The following is a 24,439-nucleotide window of genomic DNA, read 5'->3' as shown; positions in this document are numbered from 1 at the left end:
TGCTACACTGTATACCTGAACAGTATATGGAGCAGTATGTGAGCAGGCGTCAATCCGCCCCGCGTCTTGAGTTTGAAGCGGCGGCTATCTACGAATATCCCGAGCACCTTCGCCCCTGGCTTGAAGCATTGCCTAAACAGCCGGGCGTGTACATCTTTCACGGCGAAAGCGACACCCTGCCGCTCTACATCGGCAAGAGCGTTAACATCCGCAGTCGGGTGTTATCCCATCTTCGCACCCCGGACGAGGCCGCCATGCTGCGCCAGTCGCGACGCATTACCTGGTTCCAGACGGCCGGAGAAATGGGCGCGCTGTTGCTGGAGGCGCGGTTGATAAAAGAACAGCAGCCGCTGTTCAACAAGCGTCTGCGCCGCAACCGTCAGCTCTGCTCCCTGCAGATCAGCGAGGGCAAGCCGCAGGTCGTCTACGCGCGCGACGTCGATTTTTCTCATGCCCCGAATCTCTATGGGCTGTTCGCCAATAAACGTGCCGCACTTCAGGCGCTGCAGACGCTGGCGGACGAGCTCCAGCTTTGCTACAGCCTTTTGGGCCTGGAGGCAACCACCCGCGGACGCGCCTGTTTTCGATCCGCGCTGAAGCGCTGCGCCGGCGCCTGCTGCGGGAAAGAGAGCGTTGAGGCGCATCACGCCCGGCTCCTCAGCGGTCTGGCGGCCATCAGCGTGAACTGCTGGCCGTGGGAAAGCGCCGTTGCGCTAAAAGAGGTGGGCGAGACAATGACCCAGTATCACATCGTCAACAACTGGCTCTGGCTGGGCGCCGTCGACGACATCAACGACGCGGCAACCCTGCTGCGCACGCCCGCCGGATTTGACCACGATGGCTACAAAATTCTCTGTAAACCGGTCCTGGCCGGTAAGTTTGAGATCATTGAACTCAATGGCCTGGCAGCCATGTGATTTCGCTGAACAATAAGGTACCCTGAGCCTCCAGCAGACGCAGCGTATGGGTACCCTCCTCCCAGCTGGCGCCCTGATCGGCCGTCAGCAACTTATCACCCAGCTGCCACGCCCCGCTTAACACAAACACCACGCCCCCGCGTGAGCCAAAGGTGGTAAAGGTACGGTCAGCGACGCGCACCTTCGCCTGGCAGCAGTCGCGCCGGGTCATGATGTTAAAGTCCATCGCCATCCGCCCATCACTCAGCAGCGCTTTCACCGGCAAATCGCCGGCAAAACTGTAGGGCTGATGGTGCTTCAGGGTATGGAAGAACGCCTGACCGGCATCCAGCGTCACCTCTCCCCCTTCCAGCAAGGTGATCACCCGATCGACGCCGGGAAACGAGGAGAATTCGCCGTTGCTGGCAATAGTCGCGATACTGGCACGCCAGTGAAAATCCCGCGTCGCGGGAGGGAAGCAGCAAATCTCACGCGTCTCGCCAGCGCCATTGCGCCACAGGCTGACCGGCATCTTACGGATATCAAAGAACTCCATCACCACTCCTGAATGGCACAACCCGTGCCAGGGCAAGGATATCGCTATCGTTGCTGTCTTGTTTGTTATCGTTGGGTATTCACAGAAACAGTATCGGCAGCAGAGCGGGCAGGCCTTAGCGCGACGTTAATAAAAATGCTAACGCCATGACTCTACAAACATTCTCTGAAGCGACTACAGGAGGATACCGCGCTGGCGGCGGCAGGCAAGAGGGCAGGAAAGAAAAACCGCCGGTCCTGTCCACAGCGATTGCGCTTTTGTGGACAGGATCCCGGCGGTCTTAAGAGTGTGAACCGATTATTCGGTTGGTGCTGGCATTTTACCTTCCATCGCCGGACGTTCTGTCAGACGCTTCTCAAAATTCGCATTAAATTGTTTTTTCTGTTCCGGGGTCAGAATGTTGTAGATCTTGTTCTGGGTTTCCATGTGAGCCAGCATGCGGGCTTTGTGCTGCTCGGCCATTTTGTCGATCTGCGCTTCGGCTTTCGCCTTGTCGAAGCTGTCGCTGGCGATGATGTCATGCATCGCACGACGCTCTTCCAGCGGAGGACGTTTCATCTGGTCGCGTTCGCCTTTACGGATATCGCGGATCTGCTGTTTCTGCGCATCCGTCAGGTTGAGATCCTTAAACATCATCATCTCGTTGTGCATACCCGGACCTTTATGATGCATCATCATTTTGCCTTCAGCAGGCGCGGCAGTGGTGGTGGTCGCAGTATCTGCGGCGAACGCCATGCTGGTAGCGCCCAGAGCCAGGGTAGAAGCAACAAACAGTGCAGTAAACTTACGCATAATTTATTTCCTTTCTTTCAGTTATTCTTCGGCGCTATGCCGTGTTGACGAGATTAACTTTACGGGGTTTATCGTCAATTAGTCAGAGCAACAGTAAAACAATGAAAGTGTAAAAAACAAATTTTCGCCAAATGTGGAGGAAATAAGGATAAAGCGTGGAGAGTTGCAACAAAAAATATTCAATGCGATGATTTTAAAGCGATTTATCAGAATTATAACGGAGTGAAGGTGAATAATAAAGCAATTCACCAGGAATATTCTGCAAAACAAGCGCAAGCGCTTTAATCGTTAAGAAAAGTTTTTTACTTCCCCCTCCCGAATGATGAGAGGGGAAAGGTTCAGGATATTTTTTCCAGCATCAGCCCGGCCCGCAGGCCAAACGCGACGGTGGGGTTAGGGAATAAAACATACTCGGTGGTTTTCTGCACCTCGTAACGCTCCTCGCCATCCTCGGCCAGCAGCGCCCCTTTGCGAAACGGGGTGAAGTTCAGAGTATGCGCGGCCATATGCAGCAGGAAGGCATCGCTGCGGCGTGTGATCTGCTGTACGACCCGGTACCGCTCAACGGGTTGATGCGCGTGCTCGGGAGCCTTTCCTCCCAGCAGCGCCCGAAGGGCGAGATGCGTAGGCGCAAATCGGGTGAGATCGTTCTGGCCAAACGGCAGCGCTTTCCCCAGCTCCAGCGTACAGGACAACGCACCAAAGTTCTCACAGGTGAAGTGCGTAAAGGTTCCGCCCGGCGACTGGTGAAAGACCAGCGCCTCCAGCCCGGCGTCTCCCAGCCAGCTAAGGAAATCTTCCTCCCACGGCTGATTGCGCTGCGGCAGCACGCCGAAGCGAACATGGTAAGACGCGCGGATTGCCGTATGCAGATCCAGATGCCAGCGCACGGGCCCCGCAGCGGCAAAAAACGCGGTCACGACGCTCTCCAGCCACGCTGCCCGCGCCGTTTCATCGCTCTGCGGAAACTGCGCCCAGCGCCCGCCGAACATGCGGTTAATGTCGCTGACCAGATACCGTTTGTTTTGCGCCAGCGCAGGCGGATTGCCGAGCACCACCAGCACGCGGCACGTCAGGGCGATCTCACCGCGATACAGCGCGCGCAGCAGCAGATCGACAATCTCAACGGGTGCCGTTTCATTCCCGTGAATGCCCGTTGAAAGCAGCAGCGAGAGATCGCTTTTTGCGGTCGGCGTCAGCTCAAGCACCCCGCGCCCCAGCCACCGCCAGCGAAATGAGGGGCCGTCCCCCTCTTTCTGTTCCGGCGTCTCATTGGCCAGGGTCAGCGCCAGTAAATTTTCCATATCCACTCCTTTAGCGCTGGAACGGGTAAACCGATCCCAGCTGCAGGATTGTCGATAACGCGTCCAGCGCCTCGCGTCCTTCACGCAGAAGCTGCGGGTCAACCAGATCCGCCTGCGTTAGCCGATCGCGATAGTAGCGATCGACCCAGTCATTCAGCCGCGTAAAGAGCGTATCGTTCATCATGACCGCCGGGTTAACCGCCTGCATTTCGTCCTGGGTCAAGACCACGCGCAGACGTAAACAGGCTGGGCCACCGCCGTTGGCCATGCTTTCGCGCAGATCAAACACGCGCAGTTCGTCAATCGGGTTATCGGCCTTCACCAGCTCGGTCAGGTAGCGCCACACGCCCTGATGATCCCGGGATTCCTGCGGCAGGACCAGCATCATGCTGCCGTCATCGCGGCTCAGCAGCTGGCTATTGAACAGATACGTTTCGACCGCATCCTGCACACTCACCGCCTCCGTTGGCACCTGAATTGGCGTGAAGCCGCGCACGCGCTCATGCAGCGTGGCGAGCAGCTTCTCCTGATGGGCAAACGCCTGCTCGTGGCAGAACAGCACCTGGCGGTTGGAAACGGCAATCACGTCGTTGTGGAACACGCCCTGGTCGATCACATGCGGGTTTTGCTGGGCAAAAATCACCTGGGAAGGATTGACCTGGTTCAGGCGGGCAACCGCCTGGCTGGCCGCCAGCGTCTGACGCGCAGGATAACGGGTTGGCGCGGCGTGGCCCCCCTCTTCTCGCCCGTAGATAAACAGCTGCAGGCCCGGGTCGCCATAATCGCCCCCCAGGCGGTTATGGTTGGCCGCGCCTTCGTCGCCAAACATCGCCACCTGCGGCAGAGCCTGATGTACCTCAAAATGGGCGTCATGGTTGAAAATGGCGCGCAGCACGCGCTCGGTGGTTTCCGCTTCGGTGGCGCGGTGGAATTTATTGTTCAGGTTCGCCACCGTCAGATGAACTTTGCCATCCAGCGTATCGGCTGACGGCGCGACGGTCGCGGCGTTGGCCACCCACATCGAAGAGGCCGAACTTGCCGCCGAGAGCAGGTGCGGCGTCTGCGTACCCGCTTTTTCAACCACCTGCTCATCGGTGCCGCTAAAGCCGAGCTGACGCAGCACCGCCACGTTCGGACGCTCCTGCGGCGGGATCACCGCCTGCGGGAAACCGGCATCCGCCAGCGCCTTCATTTTTAGCAGCCCCTGCTTCGCCGCCAGTTTCGGGTTCGAGACCTGAAAGCGGTGCTTCGTCGAGGCTTCATTACCAAAAGAGAGACCGGCATAGTGGTGCGTCAGCCCCACCAGCCCGTCAAAATTAACTTCACGCGCTTTCATGACGATCCCCTCCGGTAAAATCCAGCCCCGGATTAAGCGTCTCCGGCAGCGTCAGCGCCGGGGTTTCCAGGCTCGCCATCGGCCACGCGCAGTAATCGGCGGCATACCACGCGCTGGCGCGATGGTTGCCCGATGCGCCCACGCCGCCGAACGGCGCGGTGCTCGCGGCCCCGGTCAGCGGTTTATTCCAGTTCACAATCCCGGCGCGTGCTTCCAGCAGCAGTTGCTCAAACTTCTCGCGATACGGCGAAATCAGCCCGCTCGACAGGCCGTAGCGGGTGTTATTGGCCATCGCAATGGCCGCATCAAAATCGTCGTAGCGCCAGACGCACAGCAGCGGGCCAAAGACCTCTTCATCCGGCACGTTGCTCGCGCCGCTCATCTCAACGATGCCCGGCGTCAGCAGCGAGGTACCCGGCTGAACCTGCTTCGGCTCGAGCAGGGTTTTCGCGCCGCGCGCAACGTGGTCCTGCCAGGCCTTCAGCACGTTCAGCGCGGCCTGTTCGGAAATCAGCCCGCCGATAAACGGCTGCGGATCGGCATTCCACGCGGCAGGCACCAGACGCGCGCTCACTTCTACCAGACGCTTCAGGAAGGCATCCCCCTGCGCGCCCCGCTTCACCAGCAGGCGGCGGGCGCAGGTACAGCGCTGTCCGGCGGTAATAAAGGCGGACTGAATCGTCAGGTGCACCGCGGCGTCGATATCATCCGGGTCTTCCACAATCAGCGGGTTGTTGCCGCCCATCTCCAGCGCCAGAATTTTTTCCGGCTGCCCCGCCAGCTGGCGGTGCAGCTGATAGCCCGTCCCGGCACTGCCGGTAAACAGCAGGCCGTCGATATCGCTCAGCGCGCTCAGCGCCTGGCCGGTTTCACGTCCGCCCTGCACCAGGTTCAGCACGCCCGGCGGCAGGCCGGCCTGTTCCCACAGCTTAACCACCGCCTCGCCGGTTAATGGCGTGAGCTCGCTCGGTTTGAAAATAACGGTATTGCCCGCCAGCAGCGCGGGAACAATGTGGCCATTCGGCAGATGCCCCGGGAAGTTGTACGGACCAAACACCGCCAGCACGCCGTGCGGACGGTGGCGCAGCGTGGCCGCGCCGTCCGGCATCTCGGTGTGCTGTTCGCCGGTACGGGTATGGTACGCCTTGACCGAAATGGCGATTTTATTGATCATCGCCGTCACTTCGGTTGCCGCTTCCCAGCGCGGTTTACTGGTTTCAGACGCGATGATGCGCGTCAGCTCGGCCTTGTTTGCCTCCAGCAGCCCGGCAAACTTTTCAACAATTGCCTGGCGCACGGCGAAAGGCTGTTTTGCCCACGCCGGAAACGCACGGCGAGCGGCATGGCAGGCCTGTTCTACCTGCGCGGCGCTGGCGTCATGCCCCTTCCAGAGCACCTCTTTTCCAACCGGATTGGTCTTTACGCGCTGTTCGCCTTCGCCCGTGACCCAGTCACCGTTAATCCATAATGTCATGCTGTTTTCTCCTCAGGGCAGAGACGCACCAGGCGAACCTTATCGCCGGCGTTACATTTCAGGGCATCGAGCTCAGCAGCCGTCAGCACCAGACGTTCACATTTCGGGTTGGTTCGCACCAGCATGGCGCGGAAGTTGGCGTAATTTTCGTTCGCCACCAGGCATGCGGGCCAGTCGCCCGGCGCGGGCTGGCCTTCAGAGACCTCAACCAGCCGGCTTTTACGGATTGCGCGCACGCGGTCGATATCGCACTCAAGCGTAGGCCCGCCGTCAAAGATGTCGACATAGTTGCGGTAGCGGAAGCCTTCTTTCTCCAGCACCGCGCGGGCGGGGGCGGTTTGCGGATGCACTTCGCCGATCACCGCCTGCGCTTCCGGGCTGAGGAAATGGGTATAGATAGGATGCTTCGGCATCAGTTCGGCAATAAAAGCTTTCTGGCCGGTACCGCACAGGTAGTCCGCCCGGCTGAACTCCATCGAGAAGAAGCGCTCGCCCAGGCTCTCCCAGAACGGCGAGTAGCCGGTGTCGTCGATCACGCCGCGCATCTCTGCGACCACTTTTTCGTTAAAGCGATCGCGGAAGGCGGCCATAAACATAAAGCGCGATTTGGAGAGCAGATAGCCGTTGCCCTCTTTGCGCCACGCCGGGTCGAGGAACAGCGTGCACAGCTCGCTGGCCCCCGTGTGGTCATTGCAGAGAAACAGCGTGGGCAGCGCGTTATAGACGTTCAGCTCTTTCGAGGCGTGAACCATGGTGCCGACGCGGTAGTTGTACCACGGGTCGTTAAGCCCGACGGCCACTTCAATGGCGCAGATCCCTGCCACGGTTCCCGTGTCGGTGTCTTCCAGCACGAACACGTACCCCTGCTCGCTTTTTGGCAACGTCCCCTGCCAGGTTTGCAGGGCGCGCTCGATGCGCGCCGACAGCGTTTTTTCATCGGCAGGAAGCGAGGTCAGCCCGCCTCCCGTCTTACCGGCAAGCTGCATGAGTCCGGCGAGATCGCCACGCTCAACGGGACGGATGACCATCATGATGACACCCCGGATTTCACTTTTTCACACGCCTGCGCAAAACGGTCCAGACCGGTTTGCACCTCTTCCTCGCTGACGATCAGCGCAGGCGCAAAACGCACCACGTTGGCACCGGCAATCAGCACCATCACGCCCACTTTTGCCGCTTCCTGTGAAATAAGTTTAGCTTTCCCGGCAAACTCAGCGGTGAGTTCGCAGCCGATTAACAGCCCCAGACCGCGAATTTCTTTAAACAGCCCCGTTTTGCTGTTGATGGCATTCAGACGCTCGACAAACCAGTCGTGACGCTGCTTAACGCCTTTCAGCACCTCAGGGGTGTTAATGATATCGAGAACCTGTCCGGCAACGGCGGTAGCCAGCGGGTTGCCGCCGTAGGTGGTGCCGTGGGTGCCCACGGTCATTACGCTGGCGAATTTATCGGTGGTCAGCATCGCCCCAATCGGGAAGCCGCCGCCCAGCGCTTTGGCGGTCGAAAGCACGTCCGGCGTCACGCCGTAGTGCATATAGGCATACAGCTCGCCGGTGCGGCCCACGCCGGTCTGCACTTCGTCGAAAATCAGGACCGCATCGTGACGATCGCATAGCTCGCGCAGCCCCTGCAGGAAGGCTTTTTGCGCCGGAAGCACGCCGCCTTCGCCCTGCATCGGCTCGACGATCACCGCGCAGGTGGTATCGTTAATCAGCTCGCTGGCGGACTGCAGATCGTTATAGATGCCGTGGCGAATATCCGGCGGCAGTGGTGCGAAATCCTGCGAGTAGGAAGGCTGACCGCCCGCGCTGACGGTAAAGAGCGTGCGCCCGTGGAAGGCATTTTTAAACGCCACGATGCCGCTCTTGTGGGTACCAAATTTATCGTGCGCATATTTGCGCGCCAGCTTCAGCGCCGCCTCGTTGGCTTCCGCCCCCGAGTTACAGAAAAAGACTTTTTCGGCGAACGTCGCGTCGATCAGTTTTTTGGCCAGGCGCAGCGCAGGCTCGTTGGTAAAGCCGTTGCCGGTATGCCAGAACTTCGCCGCCTGGTCGTTCAGCGCCTGACGCAGCGCCGGGTGCGCATGACCCAGCGCGTTGACCGCAATCCCACCTGCAAAGTCGATGTACTCTTTACCCTGCTGATCCCACAGGCGCGAGCCTTCCCCACGAACTGGAATAAAAGCCGCCGGAGCGTAAACCGGCATCATCCATTCATCGAAATTTTCACGCGTAATTGACAGAGACATAGCGACCTCATCCGGTAAATAAAAGGTTATTTGAATGTTAAATAATTGAGTGTTTGCACTGTGAATGTAGATTGCAGCCTTCGTGCCAGCCAGCGATAAAAATGCATAAACGGGTTGAGGGGACAGAATATCAATAAGTTACAATATGGAGTTATTCACTGTTCGTGCATAAAAAGTGAATATTTTTACGACAAGCGGCGCTTTGCCGCATGAAAATCAGAAAGAGTATGCACAGGCCAAATATAATTCTGGAATTGTGATCGCTCGCGAAATTTATCGGTCATTTACGCCCTGTTTGGGGGCGAAGCGCGTCAGAATGGTGCAAATATTGCACCACCGGCATTATCTGTCGCAGTTATTGGTCGAACCCGGTAACAGTTGACGCAAATTCTGCTACCATCCATGCACTATTCACCTTGCACTGGCAGCGACTATGAAATTTGTCTCTTTTAATATCAACGGCCTGCGTGCCCGTCCTCATCAGCTTGAAGCTATCGTTGAGCAACATCAGCCAGATGTGATCGGCCTGCAGGAGACAAAGGTTCACGACGACATGTTCCCCCTCGAAGAGGTGGCGAAACTCGGCTACAACGTCTTCTATCACGGTCAGAAAGGACACTATGGGGTCGCGCTGCTCACCAAAGCACCGCCGGTTTCCGTGCGTCGCGGCTTCCCTGGCGACGGTGAAGAAGCGCAGCGTCGCATCATCATGGCGGAAGTGCCTTCTGCGCTGGGGAATATCACGGTCATTAACGGGTATTTCCCGCAGGGTGAAAGCCGTGACCATGAAACCAAATTCCCGGCCAAAGCGAAGTTTTATCAGGATCTGCAGGACTTCCTGACAACCGAACTCAAAAAAGAGAATCCGGTGCTGATCATGGGCGACATGAACATTAGCCCGACGGATCTCGATATCGGTATTGGCGAAGAGAACCGCAAACGCTGGCTGCGTACCGGCAAATGCTCCTTCCTGCCGGAAGAGCGTGAGTGGATGGAGCGCCTGCTGGGCTGGGGCCTGGTGGATACCTTCCGCAATGCCAACCCGGAAACGCAGGATCGCTTCTCCTGGTTTGACTACCGCTCAAAAGGCTTTGACGACAATCGTGGCCTGCGTATAGACCTGCTGCTGGCCAGTTCGCCGCTGGCCGAGCGCTGCATCGAAACCGGGATCGACTATGATATCCGCAGCATGGAAAAACCGTCCGACCACGCGCCGGTGTGGGCTAAATTCAAGCTGTAATGACGCGTGAACATTCGAAAAATCGCTTTCCTGTGCGCCCTTCTGGGCGCATTTATTCTGACGTTTGTCATGCTTCCCCCGGGAACCCTCTCCCTGGAAGGGATTAAAACTCACCAGCAGGCGTTACTTTCCCATGTCGACCACGCGCTGCTGCGCAGCGCGCTGATCTTTTTTGCGCTCTATGTGGCGGTCTCCGCCCTGTCGATACCCGGCGCGGCGATCCTCACCCTGCTGGGCGGGGCGTTATTTCCCCTATGGGAAGGCACCGCGCTGGTCTCGTTTGCCTCCACGCTCGGGGCCACGCTGGCCATGCTCGCCAGTCGTTATCTGCTGCGCGACGGGGTCCAGCGGCGGTTTGCTCAGCAGATGAAAACGGTGAACGCCGGTATGGCGCGTGACGGAGCGGGCTATCTTTTTGCCCTGCGACTGATGCCGCTGTTCCCGTTTTTCCTGGTGAATTTGCTGATGGGGCTGACCCGGATTGACGTATTTCGCTACTGGTGGGTCAGCCAGGTCGCCATGCTGCCCGCGACGGTTGTCTTTCTGAACGCCGGGCGCGAGCTGGGAAAAGTGGCGTCGCTGCGCGATATTTTGTCGCCGGGCATGGTATTCGCCTTTACACTACTGGGGTTATTACCGCTGGTCACCCGCCGGCTGTTTTCCCGTTATCTCCCGTCTGCTAAAAAGTGAGGCATTATGCGCCGTGTGCGTTTTTGCGCGTTCCTGATCGGTCTGCTGCTGGCAGCCCCTCTCTCTGCCGCCGAAAGCTGGCACGCTATCCAACAACAGGCCAAAGGCCAGACCGTCTGGTTTAACGCCTGGGGCGGCGATCCGGCGGTCAACCGCTACCTTGAGTGGGTCAGCGGTGAGATGCAAACGCACTATGCCATTACCCTCAAAATCGTCCCGCTGGCGGATGCCGCCGACGCGGTAAAACGTATTCAGACCGAAGCCGCCGCGGGGCGTATGGCCAACGGCTCGGTTGACCTGCTGTGGGTTAACGGCGAAAACTTCCGCATGTTAAAAGAAGCGAACCTGCTGCAAACCGGATGGGCGCAGACGCTGCCAAACTGGCGCTATGTCGATACCCGCAAGCCCGTTACGGAGGATTTTGCAATTCCCACAGACGGCGCGGAATCCCCGTGGGGCGGTGCGCAGCTGACCTTTATCGCCCGCAAAGCCAGCATGCCGACGCCGCCGGAGGATCCTCAGGCGCTGCTGGCTTACGCGCAGCAGCACCCGGGCAAGGTCAGCTATCCTCGCCCGCCCGATTTTACCGGCACGGCATTTCTTGAGCAGCTGCTGCTGACGCTCACCGATCGCCCTGAGGCTTTACAAAAAGCACCCGATGAAACGTTTGACCACGTTACCGCGCCGCTCTGGGCCTACCTCGATAAGCTGCACCCGCTGCTGTGGCGCGAAGGCAAAGACTTCCCCCCTTCACCTGCACGGATGGATGCCCTGCTTGCCCGCGGCAGTCTGAACCTGTCGCTGACATTTAACCCGGCCCATGTGCTGCAGAAAGTGGCGAGCAGCGAACTACCCGCCGACAGCTACAGCTTTGGTTTCCAGAGCGGGATGCTCGGCAACGTCCATTTTGTGGCGATTCCGGCCAATGCCAGCGCGAGCGCGGGGGCGAAAGTGGTCGCTAATTTCCTGCTGTCACCGCGGGCGCAAATCCGCAAGGCCGACCCGGTCATATGGGGAGACCCAAGCGTACTGGATGTGAAAACGCTGCCCGAGGGTGAAGCCAAACAGCTGCTCGCCCACACGCCGCAGGAGCTGCCGAAGGTGCTTGCAGAGCCGCAGTCAGCCTGGGTGAACGCGCTGGAGCAGGAATGGCTGCGTCGTTACGGCACCCGCTGAGCGGACTTGTCTGGCTGGCGATGGCGGTGATTTATCTGCCGGTCCTGCCCGCCGGCGCCATGCTGCTTACCCCGGCGTTTTCGGTGACAAACTGGCAGCGGCTGCTGAACGATCCGCAGCTACCTCAGGCGACCGTCGCCACGCTGGTCTCAACGCTCATCGCCACGCTGGGGACGTTGCTGATTGCCCTTTTCCTCGTCAGCCTTCTGTGGCCTGGTAAGCGCTGGCGACGTCTTACGACCCGCCTGCCGTGGCTACTGGCAATCCCCCATGTGGCGTTCGCCACCGGCGCGTTACTGCTGTTTGCCGAGGGCGGTCTGTATTATCAGATCTGCACCGTCTGTTCTCCGCCGTTTGACCGCTACGGCGTCGGTCTGGGCCTGACGCTCGCGGTCAAAGAGAGCGCGTTTGTCCTGTGGGCCATTTACGCCGTCCTGCCGGAAAAACGGCTCGCACTGCAGAAGATCGTCCTGCAAACCTTTGGCTATGGGCGTTTTCAGACGCTCAGCTGGCTGATCCTTCCGGCGATTGCGCCCGTTCTCGGCGCGGTGATGCTGGCGGTGCTGGCGTGGTCGCTGTCGGTCGTGGACGTGGCGATCGTGCTCGGGCCCGGCAACCCGCCTACCCTGGCCGTGCTGGCCTGGCAGTGGCTGAGCCAGGGCGACGCCCAGCAGCAGGCAAAAGGGACGCTGCTGTGCCTGCTTCTCCTCGTGCTGCTGGCCGCGCTTGCCGCACTTGGGTACGGTTTATGGAAGGCATGGCGCCGCAGGGTTCCGGACCTCAGCGGGACACGCCGCAGGTCTGAGCGCGTTCTGCCTGAACGTACACTCAGCGGCTTTCTGCCCGCGTGTGGCATTCTGTGCGCCGCGGTGCTGCTGATACTGGCACAGCGGGACGACGTGGGTCCCGTGGGGACCAGCCTTTCCTTCGGGCTGCTTTCGAGCCTGATCACCCTGCTCATCAGCGTTCTCTGGCTGGAATGGGGCCCGCAGCGCGGGGCGGTGTGGGTGTGGTCACCGCTCGCCCTTCCGGCCCTCCCGCTCGTCACCGGGCAATACTTTATTGCTTTGCATCTGGGACTCGACGGGAACTATGCCGCCGTGCTCTGGAGTCACCTCCTGTGGGTATTACCGTGGACGCTGCTGGTGCTGCAACCCGCCTGGCGGCGGATCGATCCCCGACTTGTTCTTACCGCCAGAACGCTCGGCTGGCGACGGGAAAAAATATTCTTGCTGCTGAAATGCCCCCTGCTGGTGCGCCCTGCGCTGCTGGCCTTTGCCACCGGCTTTTCCGTCAGCATGGCACAATACATGCCGACGCTGTGGCTGGGCGCGGGGCGTTTCGCCACGCTGACCACCGAAACCGTCGCGCTCAGCAGCGGAGGCAGCATCCCGATTCTCGCTAACCGGGCGCTGGGATTACTGCTGGTCACGGGCACGGTGTTTGGTCTTGCCGCCCTGTTATCCCGGCTCGCGGGCCGCTACCGTCAAGGATTACGATAATGCTGAAGGTAAAAGATCTCACCATCGAACCGCTTTTCCGCGAGGTCAGTTTTTGCGTGCCCCGCGGGGAGATCGTCACCCTGATGGGGCCGTCCGGCAGCGGAAAATCGACCCTATTTGCGTGGATGGTCGGCGCGCTGTCAGACGATTTCCAGGCACGGGGCGAACTGTGGCTCGACGCGCGTCGCTGCGACGGACTTCCCGTGGAGTCCCGCGGGCTGGGTATTCTCTTTCAGGACGCGCTGCTGTTCGACCCGTTCAGCGTCGGGCAAAATTTGCTGCTGGCGCTGCCTGAACGGCTCGCCGGGCGCGCGCGTCGGGAAGCGGTCGAACAGGCGCTGGATTCCGCCGGGCTGAGCGGTCATTACGCCAGCGATCCGGCCACCCTTTCCGGCGGGGAGCGCGCCCGGGTCAGCCTGCTGCGGGCCCTGCTCGCGGAGCCGCAGGCGCTGCTGCTGGACGAACCGTTCAGCCGCCTCGATAAAGCGTTGCGGGCCTCATTTCGGGCATGGGTGTTTGACGCCGTCCGCGCGCGCAATATTCCGGTGGTGCTGGTCACGCACGATGAAGACGATATTCCGCCCGGCGGCGAGCTGATTGAGATTTCTCGCTGGCAATAATGTGCTAACGCAATGTTTTCCGATTCGGGAGAGACGACAATGCCCCCCTCTTTTACTGACGTCAGGTTATTCGATGAAACGTGTTTCTCAACTGACCGCGCTGGCCCTGCTCTGCGGCCTCGCTTCTTTTTCCTCGCTGGCGGCTGATATGCCCAACGCCATCACGCTATCTCAGCTTCAGGCGCAGCACGGCACGCCTGTCGACACCCGCGCCAGCGCGTTTTACAACGGCTGGCCGCAGACGCTCAGCGGCCCCTCCGGGCATGAACCCGCCGCACTCAACCTTGCTGCCGCCTGGCTTAGCGCCATGAGCGACGAGCAGATTGCGCTTTGGGCAAAACAACATCAGCTTACACCTGCAACGGCCATCGCCCTGTACGGCGACGAGAACGATAACCTGGCGGTGAAAGCCCGCCTGGAGAAAGCCGGTTACCGCCACGTTTCGCTGCTCAGCGACGCACTGCAGACACCCGACCGCCTTCAGCGCCTGCCTCATTTTGAACAGCTGGTTTACCCGCAGTGGATCCACCGCCTCCAGCAGGGTAAACCCGTGACCGCCGCGCCGTCGGGTGACTGGAAAGTGATCGAAGCCGCCTGGGGCGCACCGAAGTTTTACCTGCTGAACCACATTCCCGGCGCGGGCTACATCGATACTAACGAAGTGGAAAGCGAGCCGCTGTGGAATAAAGTCTCCGACGACAAGCTGAAAGCGATGCTGGCGAAGCACGGGATCCGCCACGACACCACCGTCATCTTGTATGGTCGTGACGTTTACGCCGCCGCGCGCGTGGCGCAGATTATGCTGTATGCGGGCGTGAAGGATGTGCGTATTCTCGACGGCGGCTGGAAGGCGTGGTCAGATGCAGGCCTCCCGGTTGAGCGCGGCACGCCCGGCAAAGTGACGCCAGCCCCCGATTTCGGTGCGCCAATCCCCGGCCAGCCGCAGCTGATGGTCGATATGGAACAGGCGCGCGGGATGCTGCACCGTCAGGATGCCTCCCTGGTCAGCATTCGTTCGTGGCCGGAGTTCATCGGCGAAACCAGCGGCTACAGCTACATCAAGCCAAAAGGTGAAATAGCCGGTGCCCGCTGGGGTCATGCGGGCAGCGATGCTACCCACATGGAGGATTTCCATAACCCGGATGGCACCATGCGCAGTGCGGACGACATCGCCGCCCAGTGGAAGCGCTGGAATATTCTGCCGGAACAGCACGTCGCGTTTTACTGCGGCACCGGCTGGCGGGCGTCCGAAACCTTTATGTACGCCCGGGCGATGGGCTGGAAGAATATCGCCGTCTATGACGGCGGCTGGTACGAATGGAGCAGTCACCCGCAGAACCCGGTGACAACCGGTGAGCGCGGGCCTGAAAGCGCGCTCTAAGGGTTGAGTGACTTCAGCGTCACGTAGCCGCTCCAGACGCGCGTTGTGGTGGTCAGCCAGCACAGCGCGCCAAATACCCACGCGAAAAGCGTGAAGTGCACCGGGAAGAGGCAGCACAGCACAAACAGCGCGATGGTCTCCGTCCCTTCCGTTAACCCGCCGATGTAATAAAACGACTTGTGCGCATAGCCGGGGTTGTCGATGTCGTGTTTCGCGGCCAGCGCCGCAAACGCCAGAAAACTGCTGCCGGTACCAATAAACGCAAACAGCAGCCAGGCGGCCGCCAGCGCATTCTCTGCGGGAGCAGCGAGCGCAAAGCCAAACGGCACCAGGGCGTAGAACAGAAAGTCGAGCGCGATATCGAGAAATCCTCCCGCATCGGTCAGCCCTCTGCGGCGCGCCAGCGCCCCGTCCAGACCGTCCAGCAGGCGGTTAAGCACGATGGCGACCAGCGCAGCAGGATACCAGCCGAGGGCCAGAAACGGCAGCGCCAGCACGCCAATGGCAAACCCGGTAAGGGTTAATCCGTCGGGCGTAATGCCCGGTTTGTCCAGCACGGAAACCAGACGATTCAGAACGGGCTTTACCCGCGGGTGCAGGTGACGGTCAAGCATGAGGCGTCTCATTAAACGTGGCGCACAGCCCCTGAGCCGGAATATCCAGCGCGGCATTAAAGCGGGCGGAGAGATTCTGAAAGGCAATGAGCGCCGTCATCTCGGTGATGGCGTCATCCGTAAAGTGGCGCTTCAGCGCCGTTCTGATGGCCTCATCCGCCCGGGGCGGCGTGGCGGTCACCGCCTCGGCGTAGGCCAGCGCCGCGCGCTCCTGCTCGGTGAACAAGGCGGAACCCTGCCAGTCGCTCACGGCCTGCACCTTATCCAGCGCGTCGCAGCGCTCGGCCAGCCGCAGGCTGTTGGCATCAATACAGAAAGCGCAGTGACAGAGCTGGGACACCCGCGTCATGAGCAGCGAACGAAGCACGGGCGTCAGGCGCGCGCGACGACGCTCCAGAAAACCGACAAACAACGCCACCAGCCAGAACAGACGCGGCATGCGTCCCCACCAGCGAGTGGGATTCAGCACCGCGCCAAAATGCTTTTTCTGCATGGCGGCAATCGGTTTAAGGCTGGCGGGAAGGGATTCGATAGGGGCAACCCAGGCGGTGGTCTCTTTCACCTGATTCTCCTGATTACTGGACTCTGAGAAAGGGCACGATAATATGTCTTTTTTCGCTATCAATTATTGACGACCATGCTGAAAACACTCGATGTCGTTGCCGCTATCATCGAAAAAGACGACAAAATTTTACTTGCGCAGCGCCCTGCCCACGCCGACCAGCCGGGCATGTGGGAATTTGCAGGCGGCAAAGTCGAGGCGGGTGAAACCCAGCCCGAGGCGCTTATCCGCGAGCTGCGCGAAGAGTTGGGTATTGAAGCGCTGCCTGCGCAATATGTTGCAAGCCACCAGCGCGAAGTCTCGCAGCGGTTAATCAACCTGCACGCCTGGCACGTTCCTGCGTTTAGCGGCGAGCTCACGGCTCACTACCACAGCGCGCTGGCGTGGTGTACGCCGGAAGAGGCGTTTGGCTACGCCCTTGCCCCCGCGGATATTCCGCTGCTGGAAGCGTTTATTGTTTTACGCGACGCCAGACCAGCGGGTTCGTGCCGATAACGCGCTCGTCGCGCTGGCACTGCAACAGCACGCCGTCTGCTTTCACCACGGCCCCTTCCGAGTAGTTCTGATTCTGATAGATACAGCACTGATTGCAGGGCTGCACTGTTTGATTCTGGCCGCTGGAGCTAAACACTTCCGGCGGCACATTCACTTCCACATCCGGACGAATGCGGTCAGCCTGCGCGCCAGCAGTGAAGATCAGACATAACGCGGTGAGTAGATAACGGTTCATAGACACATCTTCCTGTTGTTCCTTGATAATGACTATAACGGTAAACCAGAGCGGAACCTTTAATTTATCTCTTCATCGCTTTTGGTTATGACGCAGCACATGTCATTAATTTCCCTTTCGCCCTACATTTCTGCTTGCCACACAAAGCAGTACGGGTGGTATAGTCAAAAAAACAACACAAATCGCATAAGTAATACACATAAAATACGATAAGAGGTTCTTATATCTATGGATCAGACACGCTCTCTGGAAAGTTTCCTTGCCCATGTTCAGCAGCGCGACCCGCACCAGAGCGAGTTCGCGCAGGCCGTGCGTGAAGTGATGACCACACTGTGGCCCTTCCTTGAACAAAACCCGCGCTATCGCCAAATGTCTCTGCTTGAACGCCTTGTCGAGCCAGAGCGCGTGATCCAGTTCCGCGTGACGTGGGTGGACGATCGCAATCAGGTGCAGGTCAACCGCGCGTGGCGCGTGCAGTTTAACTCGGCCATTGGCCCGTTTAAGGGTGGCATGCGCTTCCACCCGTCCGTAAACCTGTCAATTCTGAAGTTCCTCGGCTTCGAGCAGACCTTTAAAAACGCCCTCACCACGCTCCCGATGGGCGGCGGGAAAGGCGGAAGCGATTTCGACCCGAAAGGCAAAAGCGAAGGCGAAGTGATGCGCTTCTGCCAGGCGCTGATGACCGAACTCTACCGTCACCTCGGCCCGGATACCGACGTGCCTGCCGGTGATATCGGCGTCGGCGGACGTGAAGTGGGCTTTATGGCCGGGATGATGAAAAAGCTCTCCAACAACAGCGCCTGCGTCTTTACTGGTAAAGGGCTGTCGTTTGGCGGGAGCCTGATCCGCCCGGAAGCGACCGGGTACGGCCTGGTTTACTTCACCGAGGCCATGCTCAAGCGCCACGGTTTAGGCTTTGAAGGCATGCGCGTCGCGGTGTCCGGCTCCGGTAACGTGGCGCAGTACGCGATTGAGAAAGCGATGCAGTTTGGTGCTCGCGTGGTAACCGCCTCTGACTCCAGCGGCACGGTGGTGGATGAAGCGGGCTTTACGGCAGAGAAGCTGGCGCGCCTGTGTGAAATCAAAGCCAGCCGCGATGGCCGCGTGGCGGATTATGCCCGGGAGTTTGGCCTGACCTACCTGGAAGGAAAACAGCCGTGGGGCGTGCCGGTGGATATCGCCCTACCGTGCGCCACGCAGAACGAGCTGGACGTTGAAGCCGCGCGCACGTTGATTAGCAACGGCGTAAAAGCGGTGGCCGAAGGGGCGAACATGCCGACCACCATCGACGCCACGGACCTGTTCCTTGAGGCGGGCGTGCTGTTTGCACCGGGCAAGGCCGCTAACGCAGGCGGCGTGGCAACCTCCGGCCTCGAGATGGCGCAAAACGCCGCGCGTCTCGGCTGGAAGGCAGAAAAAGTGGATGCGCGCCTGCACCATATCATGCTGGATATTCACCACGCCTGCGTGGAGTACGGCGGTGAAGCGTCGCAAACCAACTACGTGCGCGGGGCGAATATCGCCGGATTCGTGAAGGTGGCGGATGCGATGATTGGGCAGGGTGTGATTTAAGGTTTATATCGTGCGGCCGGGTGCCCTCACCCCGGCCCTCTCCCACAGGGAGAGGGAGAAAACCGGGCGTATCAGGCCGCGCTTTTCTTCTTTTTAAACGGTTTCTTCGCCCCCGCGCCTGGTGCAACCATCCCTCTGAAGCGCTTCACCGGCGTGCTGCGCGCCTGATCGATCAGCTGGTAAAGCGTCCCCACCAACGGCTGCATAAAGTCCTGATAGCGGCACTGCTTCTCGCTGATCTGCGTCAGCACCGATTCCCAGTGCGCGGTCATGTCCGGCCTGGCGGCCAGCTCCGGCAGGGAATGAATCAGCGCGCGTCCCGGCTCGGTCGAATGGATATAGCGCCCCTTTTTCTCAAGAAAACCGCGCTTAAAGAGCAGCTCGATGATCCCCGCGCGGGTTGCTTCCGTACCCAGACCGTCGGTGGCGCGCAGGATCTTCTTCAGATCTTTATCCTGCACAAAGCGGGCGATCCCGGTCATCGCCGACAGCAGCGTCGCATCGGTGAAATGGCGCGGGGGCTGGGTCTGACGCTCAACCACTTCGCCCTTCTCGCACAGCAGTTCGTCATCTTTAGCAACCACCGGCAGCGGCGTGCCGTCGTTCTCCTCGTCACGCTCTTTATTCCCCAGCAGCGTGCGCCAGCCTGCTTCTGCAAGGAAACGGGCTTTAGCAATAAATTTCCCTTTCGCGATTTCCAGTTCAATTACGCATTTGCGGAACACCGCGTCCGGGCAGAACTGCATCAGATACTGACGGGCGATCAGGTTATAGACCTTCGCTTCGTTGTCGGCCAGGTTGACGCTGCTGGCACGCGCCGTCGGGATAATCGCGTGGTGGGCGTCCACCTTTTTATCGTCCCAGCAGCGGTTATGGGTGTCCGGGTTCACCACCGGCTGCGGCAGGAGATCCGGCGCGTGCACGCTAATGGCGTTCATCACCGAATGACGTCCGGCAAAGTGCTCTTCCGGCAGATAACGGCTATCCGAACGCGGATAGGTGATCAGCTTGTGGGTTTCATAGAGCTTCTGGCAGATGTCCAGCACGTTCTGCGCGCTGAGGCCAAAGCGCTTCGCGGCCTCAATCTGCAGGGCCGACAGCGAGAACGGCAGCGGCGCGGGTTCTGATTCCCGTTTATCGTTATAGCTGGTGACGATAGCCGGCTGTCCGGTAATACGGTTAACCACATGATCCGCCAGCGGGCGGTGCAGCAAACGCCCCTCTTCATCCTGATATGACTCGCAGGCATCGCTCGGCTGCCAGACGGCGGTAAAGCGCTCGTCTTTAGGCGTGACGATATGCGCTTTCACCTCAAAGAAATCTTTAGCGACGAAATTCTCAATCTCTTCGTCACGACGCACGACCAGCCCCAGCACCGGCGTCTGCACGCGCCCCACTGAAAGTACGCCCTGATAGCCCGCATTACGCCCAAGAATGGTGTAGGCGCGGGTCATGTTGATGCCGTACAGCCAGTCGGCGCGTGCGCGGGCTAAAGCCGAGACGCACAGCGGAATAAACTCGCTGTTGGCGCGCAGGCGCGAAATGGCTCGCTCCACCGCCTGCGGGTTAAGGTCGTTGATCAGGCAGCGCTGCACCTGCTGGCGCTTTTCCGGCGCCAGCTCCAGATAGTCCAGCACCTCATCCACCAGCAGTTGCCCTTCCCTGTCCGGGTCACCCGCGTGCACGATTTCAGCGGCTTCATGCAGGAAGCGCTTGATAACGTTCAGCTGTTTGGTGACCGAAGGCCGGGGCTGCAGGCGCCATTTTTCCGGCACGATGGGCAGATCGTTTAAATTCCAGCGGGCGTAGCGGCTGTCATAGACATCCGGCTGCGCCTGCTCAAGCAGGTGACCGATACACCAGGTGACCACCTGCCCGTTACCGCATTCGATAAAACCGTCGCCTTTGCGATGCGGCTTAGGCAGCACGTCGGCGATGGCACGGGCCAGGCTCGGCTTTTCGGCAATAAACAACCGCATCGAATTAACGGATCTCAATCATCGGTCGGCCACCGCGCGCGGTCACCAGCTCGCCGATCGCCGTCAGGGTGATGCCGAACTCGGCGGCGGTCGCCTGAACGTCAGCTTCTGACTCCGGCGTCACCGCCAGCAGCAGGCCGCCGGAGGTTTGCGGATCGCACAGCAGGTTGCGCCACTCCTCAGGCATTTCGCCCATCAGGTGACCGTAGCTGGCGAAGTTGCGCTGGGTACCGCCCGGGACCGCGCCCTGAGCAATATACTCCTCCACACCCGGCAGCTTCGGCACGTCCTGATACCAGATCTGCGCCTGCACGCCCGCGCCCTGACAGACCTCAGAGAGGTGTCCCAGCAGACCAAAACCGGTGACGTCGGTCATCGCCTTCACGCCGTCGATATTGGCGAATGCCGCACCGGCGAGGTTCATCTGGCACATCACTTCCGTTGCCAGACCTTTGTGCTCCGGTTTCAGCAGGGACTTTTTCTCGGCGGTGGTCAGCACGCCAATGCCCAGCGGCTTGGTGAGGAACAGCTTGCAGCCCGCCTGCGCGGTGCTATTGCGCTTCACGCGTTCGGTCGGCACCACGCCGGTGACGGCCAGGCCGAAGATCGGTTCAGGTGCATCAATAGAGTGACCACCGGCCAGCGCAATCCCCGCCTGCTGGCAGGCAAAACGGCCGCCATCAATCACTTCACGTGCCACTTCCGGCGGGATGGTGTTGATCGGCCAGCCCAGAATGGCAATCGCCATGATCGGCTTCCCCCCCATGGCGAAGATATCGCTGATGGCGTTGGTGGCCGCAATGCGACCGAAGTCGAACGGGTTGTCGACAATCGGCATAAAGAAGTCGGTGGTGCTGATAATGCTGGTGCCGTTACCTAAGTCATAAACTGCAGCATCGTCACGCGTTTCGTTGCCGACAAGCAGGTTCGGGTCGACAAACTTCGCCTGTTCACTGTGCAGGATGGTCTCCAGCACTTTCGGGGAAATTTTACAACCGCAACCGGCTCCGTGGCTGTACTGCGTTAAACGAATGGTTTGCTCGCTCATGGACGTCTCCTGTCATCTCAATCGCGCTATGGTAGCGCTCATTCCATAAAGAGGTAAGTATGACTGTCTGAATTCTGCGGCAGATGCTCAGAATCCAGACAGTTTAGCGTGCGTTATCAGAAGAGGCTGACGAAAGGCGTGGCGTCCGGCACGCTGATGGTGCTGGAGGCTTTAAGCTGCGGGGTGCCGAGGTAGAGGAAACCGACAATTTTGTCATGCTCACCGCAGCCAAAACCGTTACGGACCGCCGGGCTTTCGGTCAGCGCACCGGTGCGCCAGATACCGTTGAAGCCTTGCGCGACGGCGGCCATTTGCATTGCCATCACCGCACAGCCCGCGGACATTTCCTGCTCCCAGACCGGCACCTTATGGCCCGCCTGACATTTTGCCACGACGGCAATGATCATCGGGGCGCGGAACGGGGCATTGCGCGCTTTGTCGATCCCCTTCTCATCCTGCCCTGCGGCCACCGCCCCCTGCTCCAGCAGCTGGCTGAAACGATCGCGTCCTTCGCCTTCAATTACAAAGAAGTGCCACGGCTGCAGTGTGCCATGATCGGGGGCACGCATGCCGGCACGCAGAATGTTCTCCAGCTGCTCGCCTGCCGGGGCAGGTTCGGCCAGACGGGAAGCGCTACGGCGGTTAACAAGCAGTTCGAGTGCGTCCATTGGTTAACTCCTTTCTTGAAATTTACTCACAAAATTAACACGGCGGCAGATTTTGTTACAGCCTGGCAGGCGATTCCTGCTGACAAGTGGCGGTTGGGTCATTACGATAACCCAACATTACCGTCCAGTGGCGACGGAAACAGTCATTTTCTGGTTAGGGAGAATACATGCGAACCCTTTGGCGAATCTTTGCCGGTTTCTTTAAATGGACGTGGAGACTGCTCAACTTCGTCCGCAACCTGGTGATGAACATCTTCTTCATCTTCCTGGTTCTGGTTTGCGCGGGCATCTGGATGCATATCAGTAACGCGAATCAGGCGCAGCATTCAACGCGCGGCGCGCTATTACTCGATATCACCGGCGTTATCGTTGATAAGCCGTCCACCAGCAGTCGCCTGAGCGTGATTGGTCGCCAGCTGTTTGGCGCAACCTCAGATCGTCTGCAGGAAAACTCCCTGTTTGATATCGTCGATACCATCCGCCAGGCCAAAAACGACCGTAACATCACCGGGATCGTGCTGGATCTGAAAGATTTTGCCGGAGGCGATCAGCCTTCAATGCAGTACATCGGTAAAGCGCTGCGCGAATTCCGCGACAGCGGCAAGCCAGTGATTGCCGTGGGCGACAGCTACAGCCAGGGGCAATATTATCTGGCGAGCTTCGCCAATAAGATCTGGCTCTCCCCGCAGGGTACGGTGGATCTTCACGGCTTTGCCACCAACGGCCTGTACTACAAATCGCTGCTCGACAAGCTGAAGATCACCACCCACGTCTTCCGCGTCGGTACCTATAAATCCGCCGTTGAGCCGTTTATCCGCGACGATATGTCCCCTGCCGCCCGCGAAGCGGACAGCCGCTGGATTGGCGAGCTGTGGCAGAACTATCTGGGCACCGTTGCCGCCAACCGTCAGATTACGCCTGAGCAGGCGTTCCCGGGCGCGAAGGGCGTGCTGGAAGGCCTGCGTAAGGTTGACGGTGATACCGCGAAATATGCGCTGGATAACAAACTGGTTGATGCCCTGGGCACCAGCGCCGAGATTGAAAAATCCCTGAGCAAGCAGTTTGGCTGGAGCAAAGAGGATAAAAACTACAGCGCCATCAGCATGTATGATTACTCGACGAAAAAGCCGGATGACAGCGGTGACAGCGTCGCGGTGGTCTTTGCCAACGGTGCGATCATGGACGGTCAGGAGACCCCGGGGAACGTGGGCGGCGATACTACCGCGTCACAAATCCGCGATGCGCGCCTGGATCCGAAAGTGAAAGCGATTGTCCTGCGGGTCAACAGCCCTGGCGGCAGCGTGAGCGCCTCCGAGGTGATCCGCGCTGAACTGGCCGCGGCGCGCGCCGCCGGCAAGCCGGTCGTCGTCTCAATGGGCGGAATGGCCGCCTCCGGGGGTTACTGGATCTCAACGCCAGCCAACTACATCGTGGCTAACCCAAGCACGCTGACCGGTTCGATTGGTATCTTCGGGGTGATCAACACCGTAGAGAACAGCCTGGATTCCCTGGGCGTGCATACCGATGGCGTAGCGACCTCTCCGCTGGCGGATGTGTCGGTGACCAAATCTCTGCCGCCGGAAGTCTCTGAGATGATGCAGCTCAGCATTGAGAACGGCTATAAACGCTTTATCACCCTGGTCGCAGACTCGCGTAAAAAAACGCCTGAGCAGATCGACCAGATTGCGCAGGGCCACGTCTGGACCGGTCAGGATGCGAAGAGCAACGGACTGGTGGACAGCCTGGGTGACTTCGATGACGCGGTGAAGAAAGCCGCCGAACTGGCGAAGCTGAAGCAGTGGCATATCGAGTATTACCAGGACGAACCGTCGTTCTTCGATATGGTCATGGACAGCATGTCCGGCTCGGTACGCGCCATGCTGCCGGAGGCGCTGCAGGCTTACCTGCCTGCGCCAGTCGCCACGGCGGCAAAAGCGATGAAGGCAGAAAGCGATAAGCTTGCGGCCTTTAACGATCCACAGAGTCGTTATGCGTTTTGCCTGACCTGCGCGAACGTCCGTTAAAAACCGTCCCCTCTTCCCGCGAAGAGG

General features: G+C 59.6%; 23 protein-coding genes. 10 read left to right on the top strand and 13 right to left on the bottom strand.

What is annotated here, in order from left to right:
- Nucleotides 1–38 precede the first annotated feature (38 nt).
- Complete coding sequence (gene cho / locus P349_RS20505) at nucleotides 39–917, top strand: excinuclease Cho (RefSeq protein WP_032651203.1); 879 nt, start codon at nucleotides 39–41, stop codon at nucleotides 915–917.
- Here cho and ves read toward each other — a convergent pair.
- From ves to astC, 7 genes are all read right to left on the bottom strand, one after another.
- Nucleotides 895–1,452 carry an environmental stress-induced protein Ves gene (gene ves / locus P349_RS20510; RefSeq protein ID WP_032650935.1) on the bottom strand — a complete coding sequence of 186 codons (558 nt, stop codon included), beginning with the start codon at nucleotides 1,450–1,452 and terminating at the stop codon, nucleotides 895–897. The two genes, cho and ves, sit on opposite strands and share 23 nt — an antisense overlap.
- A gap of 297 nt (nucleotides 1,453–1,749) precedes the next feature.
- Entirely contained in the window at nucleotides 1,750–2,244 is a 495-nt protein-coding gene (spy, locus tag P349_RS20515; protein ID WP_023311279.1) for an ATP-independent periplasmic protein-refolding chaperone Spy, read from the bottom strand.
- Nucleotides 2,245–2,582: 338 nt separating this feature from the next.
- A complete protein-coding gene (astE, locus tag P349_RS20520) occupies nucleotides 2,583–3,548 on the bottom strand; it encodes a succinylglutamate desuccinylase (protein WP_032650934.1) in 966 nt (321 codons plus the stop codon).
- Nucleotides 3,549–3,558: 10 nt separating this feature from the next.
- A complete protein-coding gene (gene astB / locus P349_RS20525; RefSeq protein WP_032650932.1) occupies nucleotides 3,559–4,884 on the bottom strand; it encodes an N-succinylarginine dihydrolase in 1,326 nt (441 codons plus the stop codon).
- Nucleotides 4,871–6,358: a succinylglutamate-semialdehyde dehydrogenase gene (gene astD / locus P349_RS20530; protein ID WP_032650930.1), complete on the bottom strand. Its 1,488-nt coding sequence runs from the start codon at nucleotides 6,356–6,358 to the stop codon at nucleotides 4,871–4,873. The genes astB and astD overlap by 14 nt, the downstream gene beginning before the upstream one ends.
- Nucleotides 6,355–7,389: an arginine N-succinyltransferase gene (gene astA, locus P349_RS20535; RefSeq protein ID WP_008500686.1), complete on the bottom strand. Its 1,035-nt coding sequence runs from the start codon at nucleotides 7,387–7,389 to the stop codon at nucleotides 6,355–6,357. The genes astD and astA overlap by 4 nt, the downstream gene beginning before the upstream one ends.
- Nucleotides 7,386–8,606, bottom strand: a complete 1,221-nt coding sequence (astC, locus tag P349_RS20540) for a succinylornithine/acetylornithine transaminase (RefSeq protein WP_024908554.1) — start codon at nucleotides 8,604–8,606, stop codon at nucleotides 7,386–7,388. The genes astA and astC overlap by 4 nt, the downstream gene beginning before the upstream one ends.
- A 433-nt stretch (nucleotides 8,607–9,039) precedes the next feature.
- Here astC and xthA point away from each other — a divergent pair, with 433 nt between their 5' ends.
- The 6 genes from xthA (at nucleotide 9,040) to P349_RS20570 (ending at nucleotide 15,215) form a co-directional block, all read left to right on the top strand.
- The gene (gene xthA / locus P349_RS20545; RefSeq protein WP_032645347.1) at nucleotides 9,040–9,846 is read left to right on the top strand and encodes an exodeoxyribonuclease III; all 807 of its coding nucleotides are present in this window, start codon (nucleotides 9,040–9,042) and stop codon (nucleotides 9,844–9,846) included.
- Nucleotides 9,847–9,852: 6 nt separating this feature from the next.
- Nucleotides 9,853–10,536, top strand: a complete 684-nt coding sequence (locus P349_RS20550) for a TVP38/TMEM64 family protein (protein WP_032650929.1) — start codon at nucleotides 9,853–9,855, stop codon at nucleotides 10,534–10,536.
- Nucleotides 10,537–10,551: 15 nt separating this feature from the next.
- The gene (locus P349_RS20555) at nucleotides 10,552–11,712 is read left to right on the top strand and encodes an ABC transporter substrate-binding protein (RefSeq protein ID WP_238550760.1); all 1,161 of its coding nucleotides are present in this window, start codon (nucleotides 10,552–10,554) and stop codon (nucleotides 11,710–11,712) included.
- The gene (locus P349_RS20560; protein WP_032650926.1) at nucleotides 11,685–13,214 is read left to right on the top strand and encodes a thiamine ABC transporter permease; all 1,530 of its coding nucleotides are present in this window, start codon (nucleotides 11,685–11,687) and stop codon (nucleotides 13,212–13,214) included. The genes P349_RS20555 and P349_RS20560 overlap by 28 nt, the downstream gene beginning before the upstream one ends.
- Nucleotides 13,214–13,834: an ATP-binding cassette domain-containing protein gene (locus P349_RS20565; protein WP_032650925.1), complete on the top strand. Its 621-nt coding sequence runs from the start codon at nucleotides 13,214–13,216 to the stop codon at nucleotides 13,832–13,834. The genes P349_RS20560 and P349_RS20565 overlap by 1 nt, the downstream gene beginning before the upstream one ends.
- 73 nt (nucleotides 13,835–13,907) lie before the next feature.
- Nucleotides 13,908–15,215: a sulfurtransferase gene (locus tag P349_RS20570; protein WP_024908560.1), complete on the top strand. Its 1,308-nt coding sequence runs from the start codon at nucleotides 13,908–13,910 to the stop codon at nucleotides 15,213–15,215.
- On the opposite strand, the gene P349_RS20575 is transcribed toward P349_RS20570, so the two are convergent.
- Nucleotides 15,212–15,829 carry a CDP-alcohol phosphatidyltransferase family protein gene (locus tag P349_RS20575; protein WP_032650924.1) on the bottom strand — a complete coding sequence of 206 codons (618 nt, stop codon included), beginning with the start codon at nucleotides 15,827–15,829 and terminating at the stop codon, nucleotides 15,212–15,214. The genes P349_RS20570 and P349_RS20575 overlap by 4 nt on opposite strands.
- Entirely contained in the window at nucleotides 15,822–16,391 is a 570-nt protein-coding gene (locus P349_RS20580) for a carboxymuconolactone decarboxylase family protein (RefSeq protein WP_032650923.1), read from the bottom strand. Before P349_RS20580 ends, P349_RS20575 begins: the two co-directional genes overlap by 8 nt.
- Before the next feature lie 75 nt (nucleotides 16,392–16,466).
- On the opposite strand from P349_RS20580, the gene P349_RS20585 reads away from it, so the two are divergent.
- Nucleotides 16,467–16,886: a pyrimidine (deoxy)nucleoside triphosphate diphosphatase gene (locus P349_RS20585; protein WP_024908563.1), complete on the top strand. Its 420-nt coding sequence runs from the start codon at nucleotides 16,467–16,469 to the stop codon at nucleotides 16,884–16,886.
- On the opposite strand, the gene P349_RS20590 is transcribed toward P349_RS20585, so the two are convergent.
- A complete protein-coding gene (locus tag P349_RS20590; protein ID WP_024908564.1) occupies nucleotides 16,843–17,121 on the bottom strand; it encodes a YnjH family protein in 279 nt (92 codons plus the stop codon). The genes P349_RS20585 and P349_RS20590 overlap by 44 nt on opposite strands.
- A 228-nt stretch (nucleotides 17,122–17,349) precedes the next feature.
- Here P349_RS20590 and gdhA point away from each other — a divergent pair, with 228 nt between their 5' ends.
- The gene (gene gdhA, locus P349_RS20595; protein ID WP_023335339.1) at nucleotides 17,350–18,693 is read left to right on the top strand and encodes an NADP-specific glutamate dehydrogenase; all 1,344 of its coding nucleotides are present in this window, start codon (nucleotides 17,350–17,352) and stop codon (nucleotides 18,691–18,693) included.
- 71 nt (nucleotides 18,694–18,764) lie between these two features.
- On the opposite strand, the gene P349_RS20600 is transcribed toward gdhA, so the two are convergent.
- From P349_RS20600 to P349_RS20610, 3 genes are all read right to left on the bottom strand, one after another.
- Nucleotides 18,765–20,672 (bottom strand): DNA topoisomerase III, encoded by a 1,908-nt coding sequence (locus P349_RS20600; RefSeq protein ID WP_032650922.1) that lies wholly within the window; start codon nucleotides 20,670–20,672, stop codon nucleotides 18,765–18,767.
- 4 nt (nucleotides 20,673–20,676) lie between these two features.
- Entirely contained in the window at nucleotides 20,677–21,720 is a 1,044-nt protein-coding gene (selD, locus tag P349_RS20605; protein ID WP_024908567.1) for a selenide, water dikinase SelD, read from the bottom strand.
- 116 nt (nucleotides 21,721–21,836) lie between these two features.
- A complete protein-coding gene (locus P349_RS20610) occupies nucleotides 21,837–22,388 on the bottom strand; it encodes an NAD(P)H nitroreductase (RefSeq protein ID WP_032650921.1) in 552 nt (183 codons plus the stop codon).
- 167 nt (nucleotides 22,389–22,555) lie between these two features.
- Here P349_RS20610 and sppA point away from each other — a divergent pair, with 167 nt between their 5' ends.
- Nucleotides 22,556–24,412, top strand: coding sequence for a signal peptide peptidase SppA (gene sppA, locus P349_RS20615; protein WP_032650918.1), 1,857 nt, complete (start codon nucleotides 22,556–22,558; stop codon nucleotides 24,410–24,412).
- Nucleotides 24,413–24,439: the final 27 nt, after the last annotated feature.

This window comes from Enterobacter sp. DC4, assembly GCF_000568095.1.
Lineage (GTDB): Bacteria > Pseudomonadota > Gammaproteobacteria > Enterobacterales > Enterobacteriaceae > Enterobacter > Enterobacter pseudoroggenkampii.
This window is presented reverse-complemented; position numbering and strand designations above follow the sequence as displayed.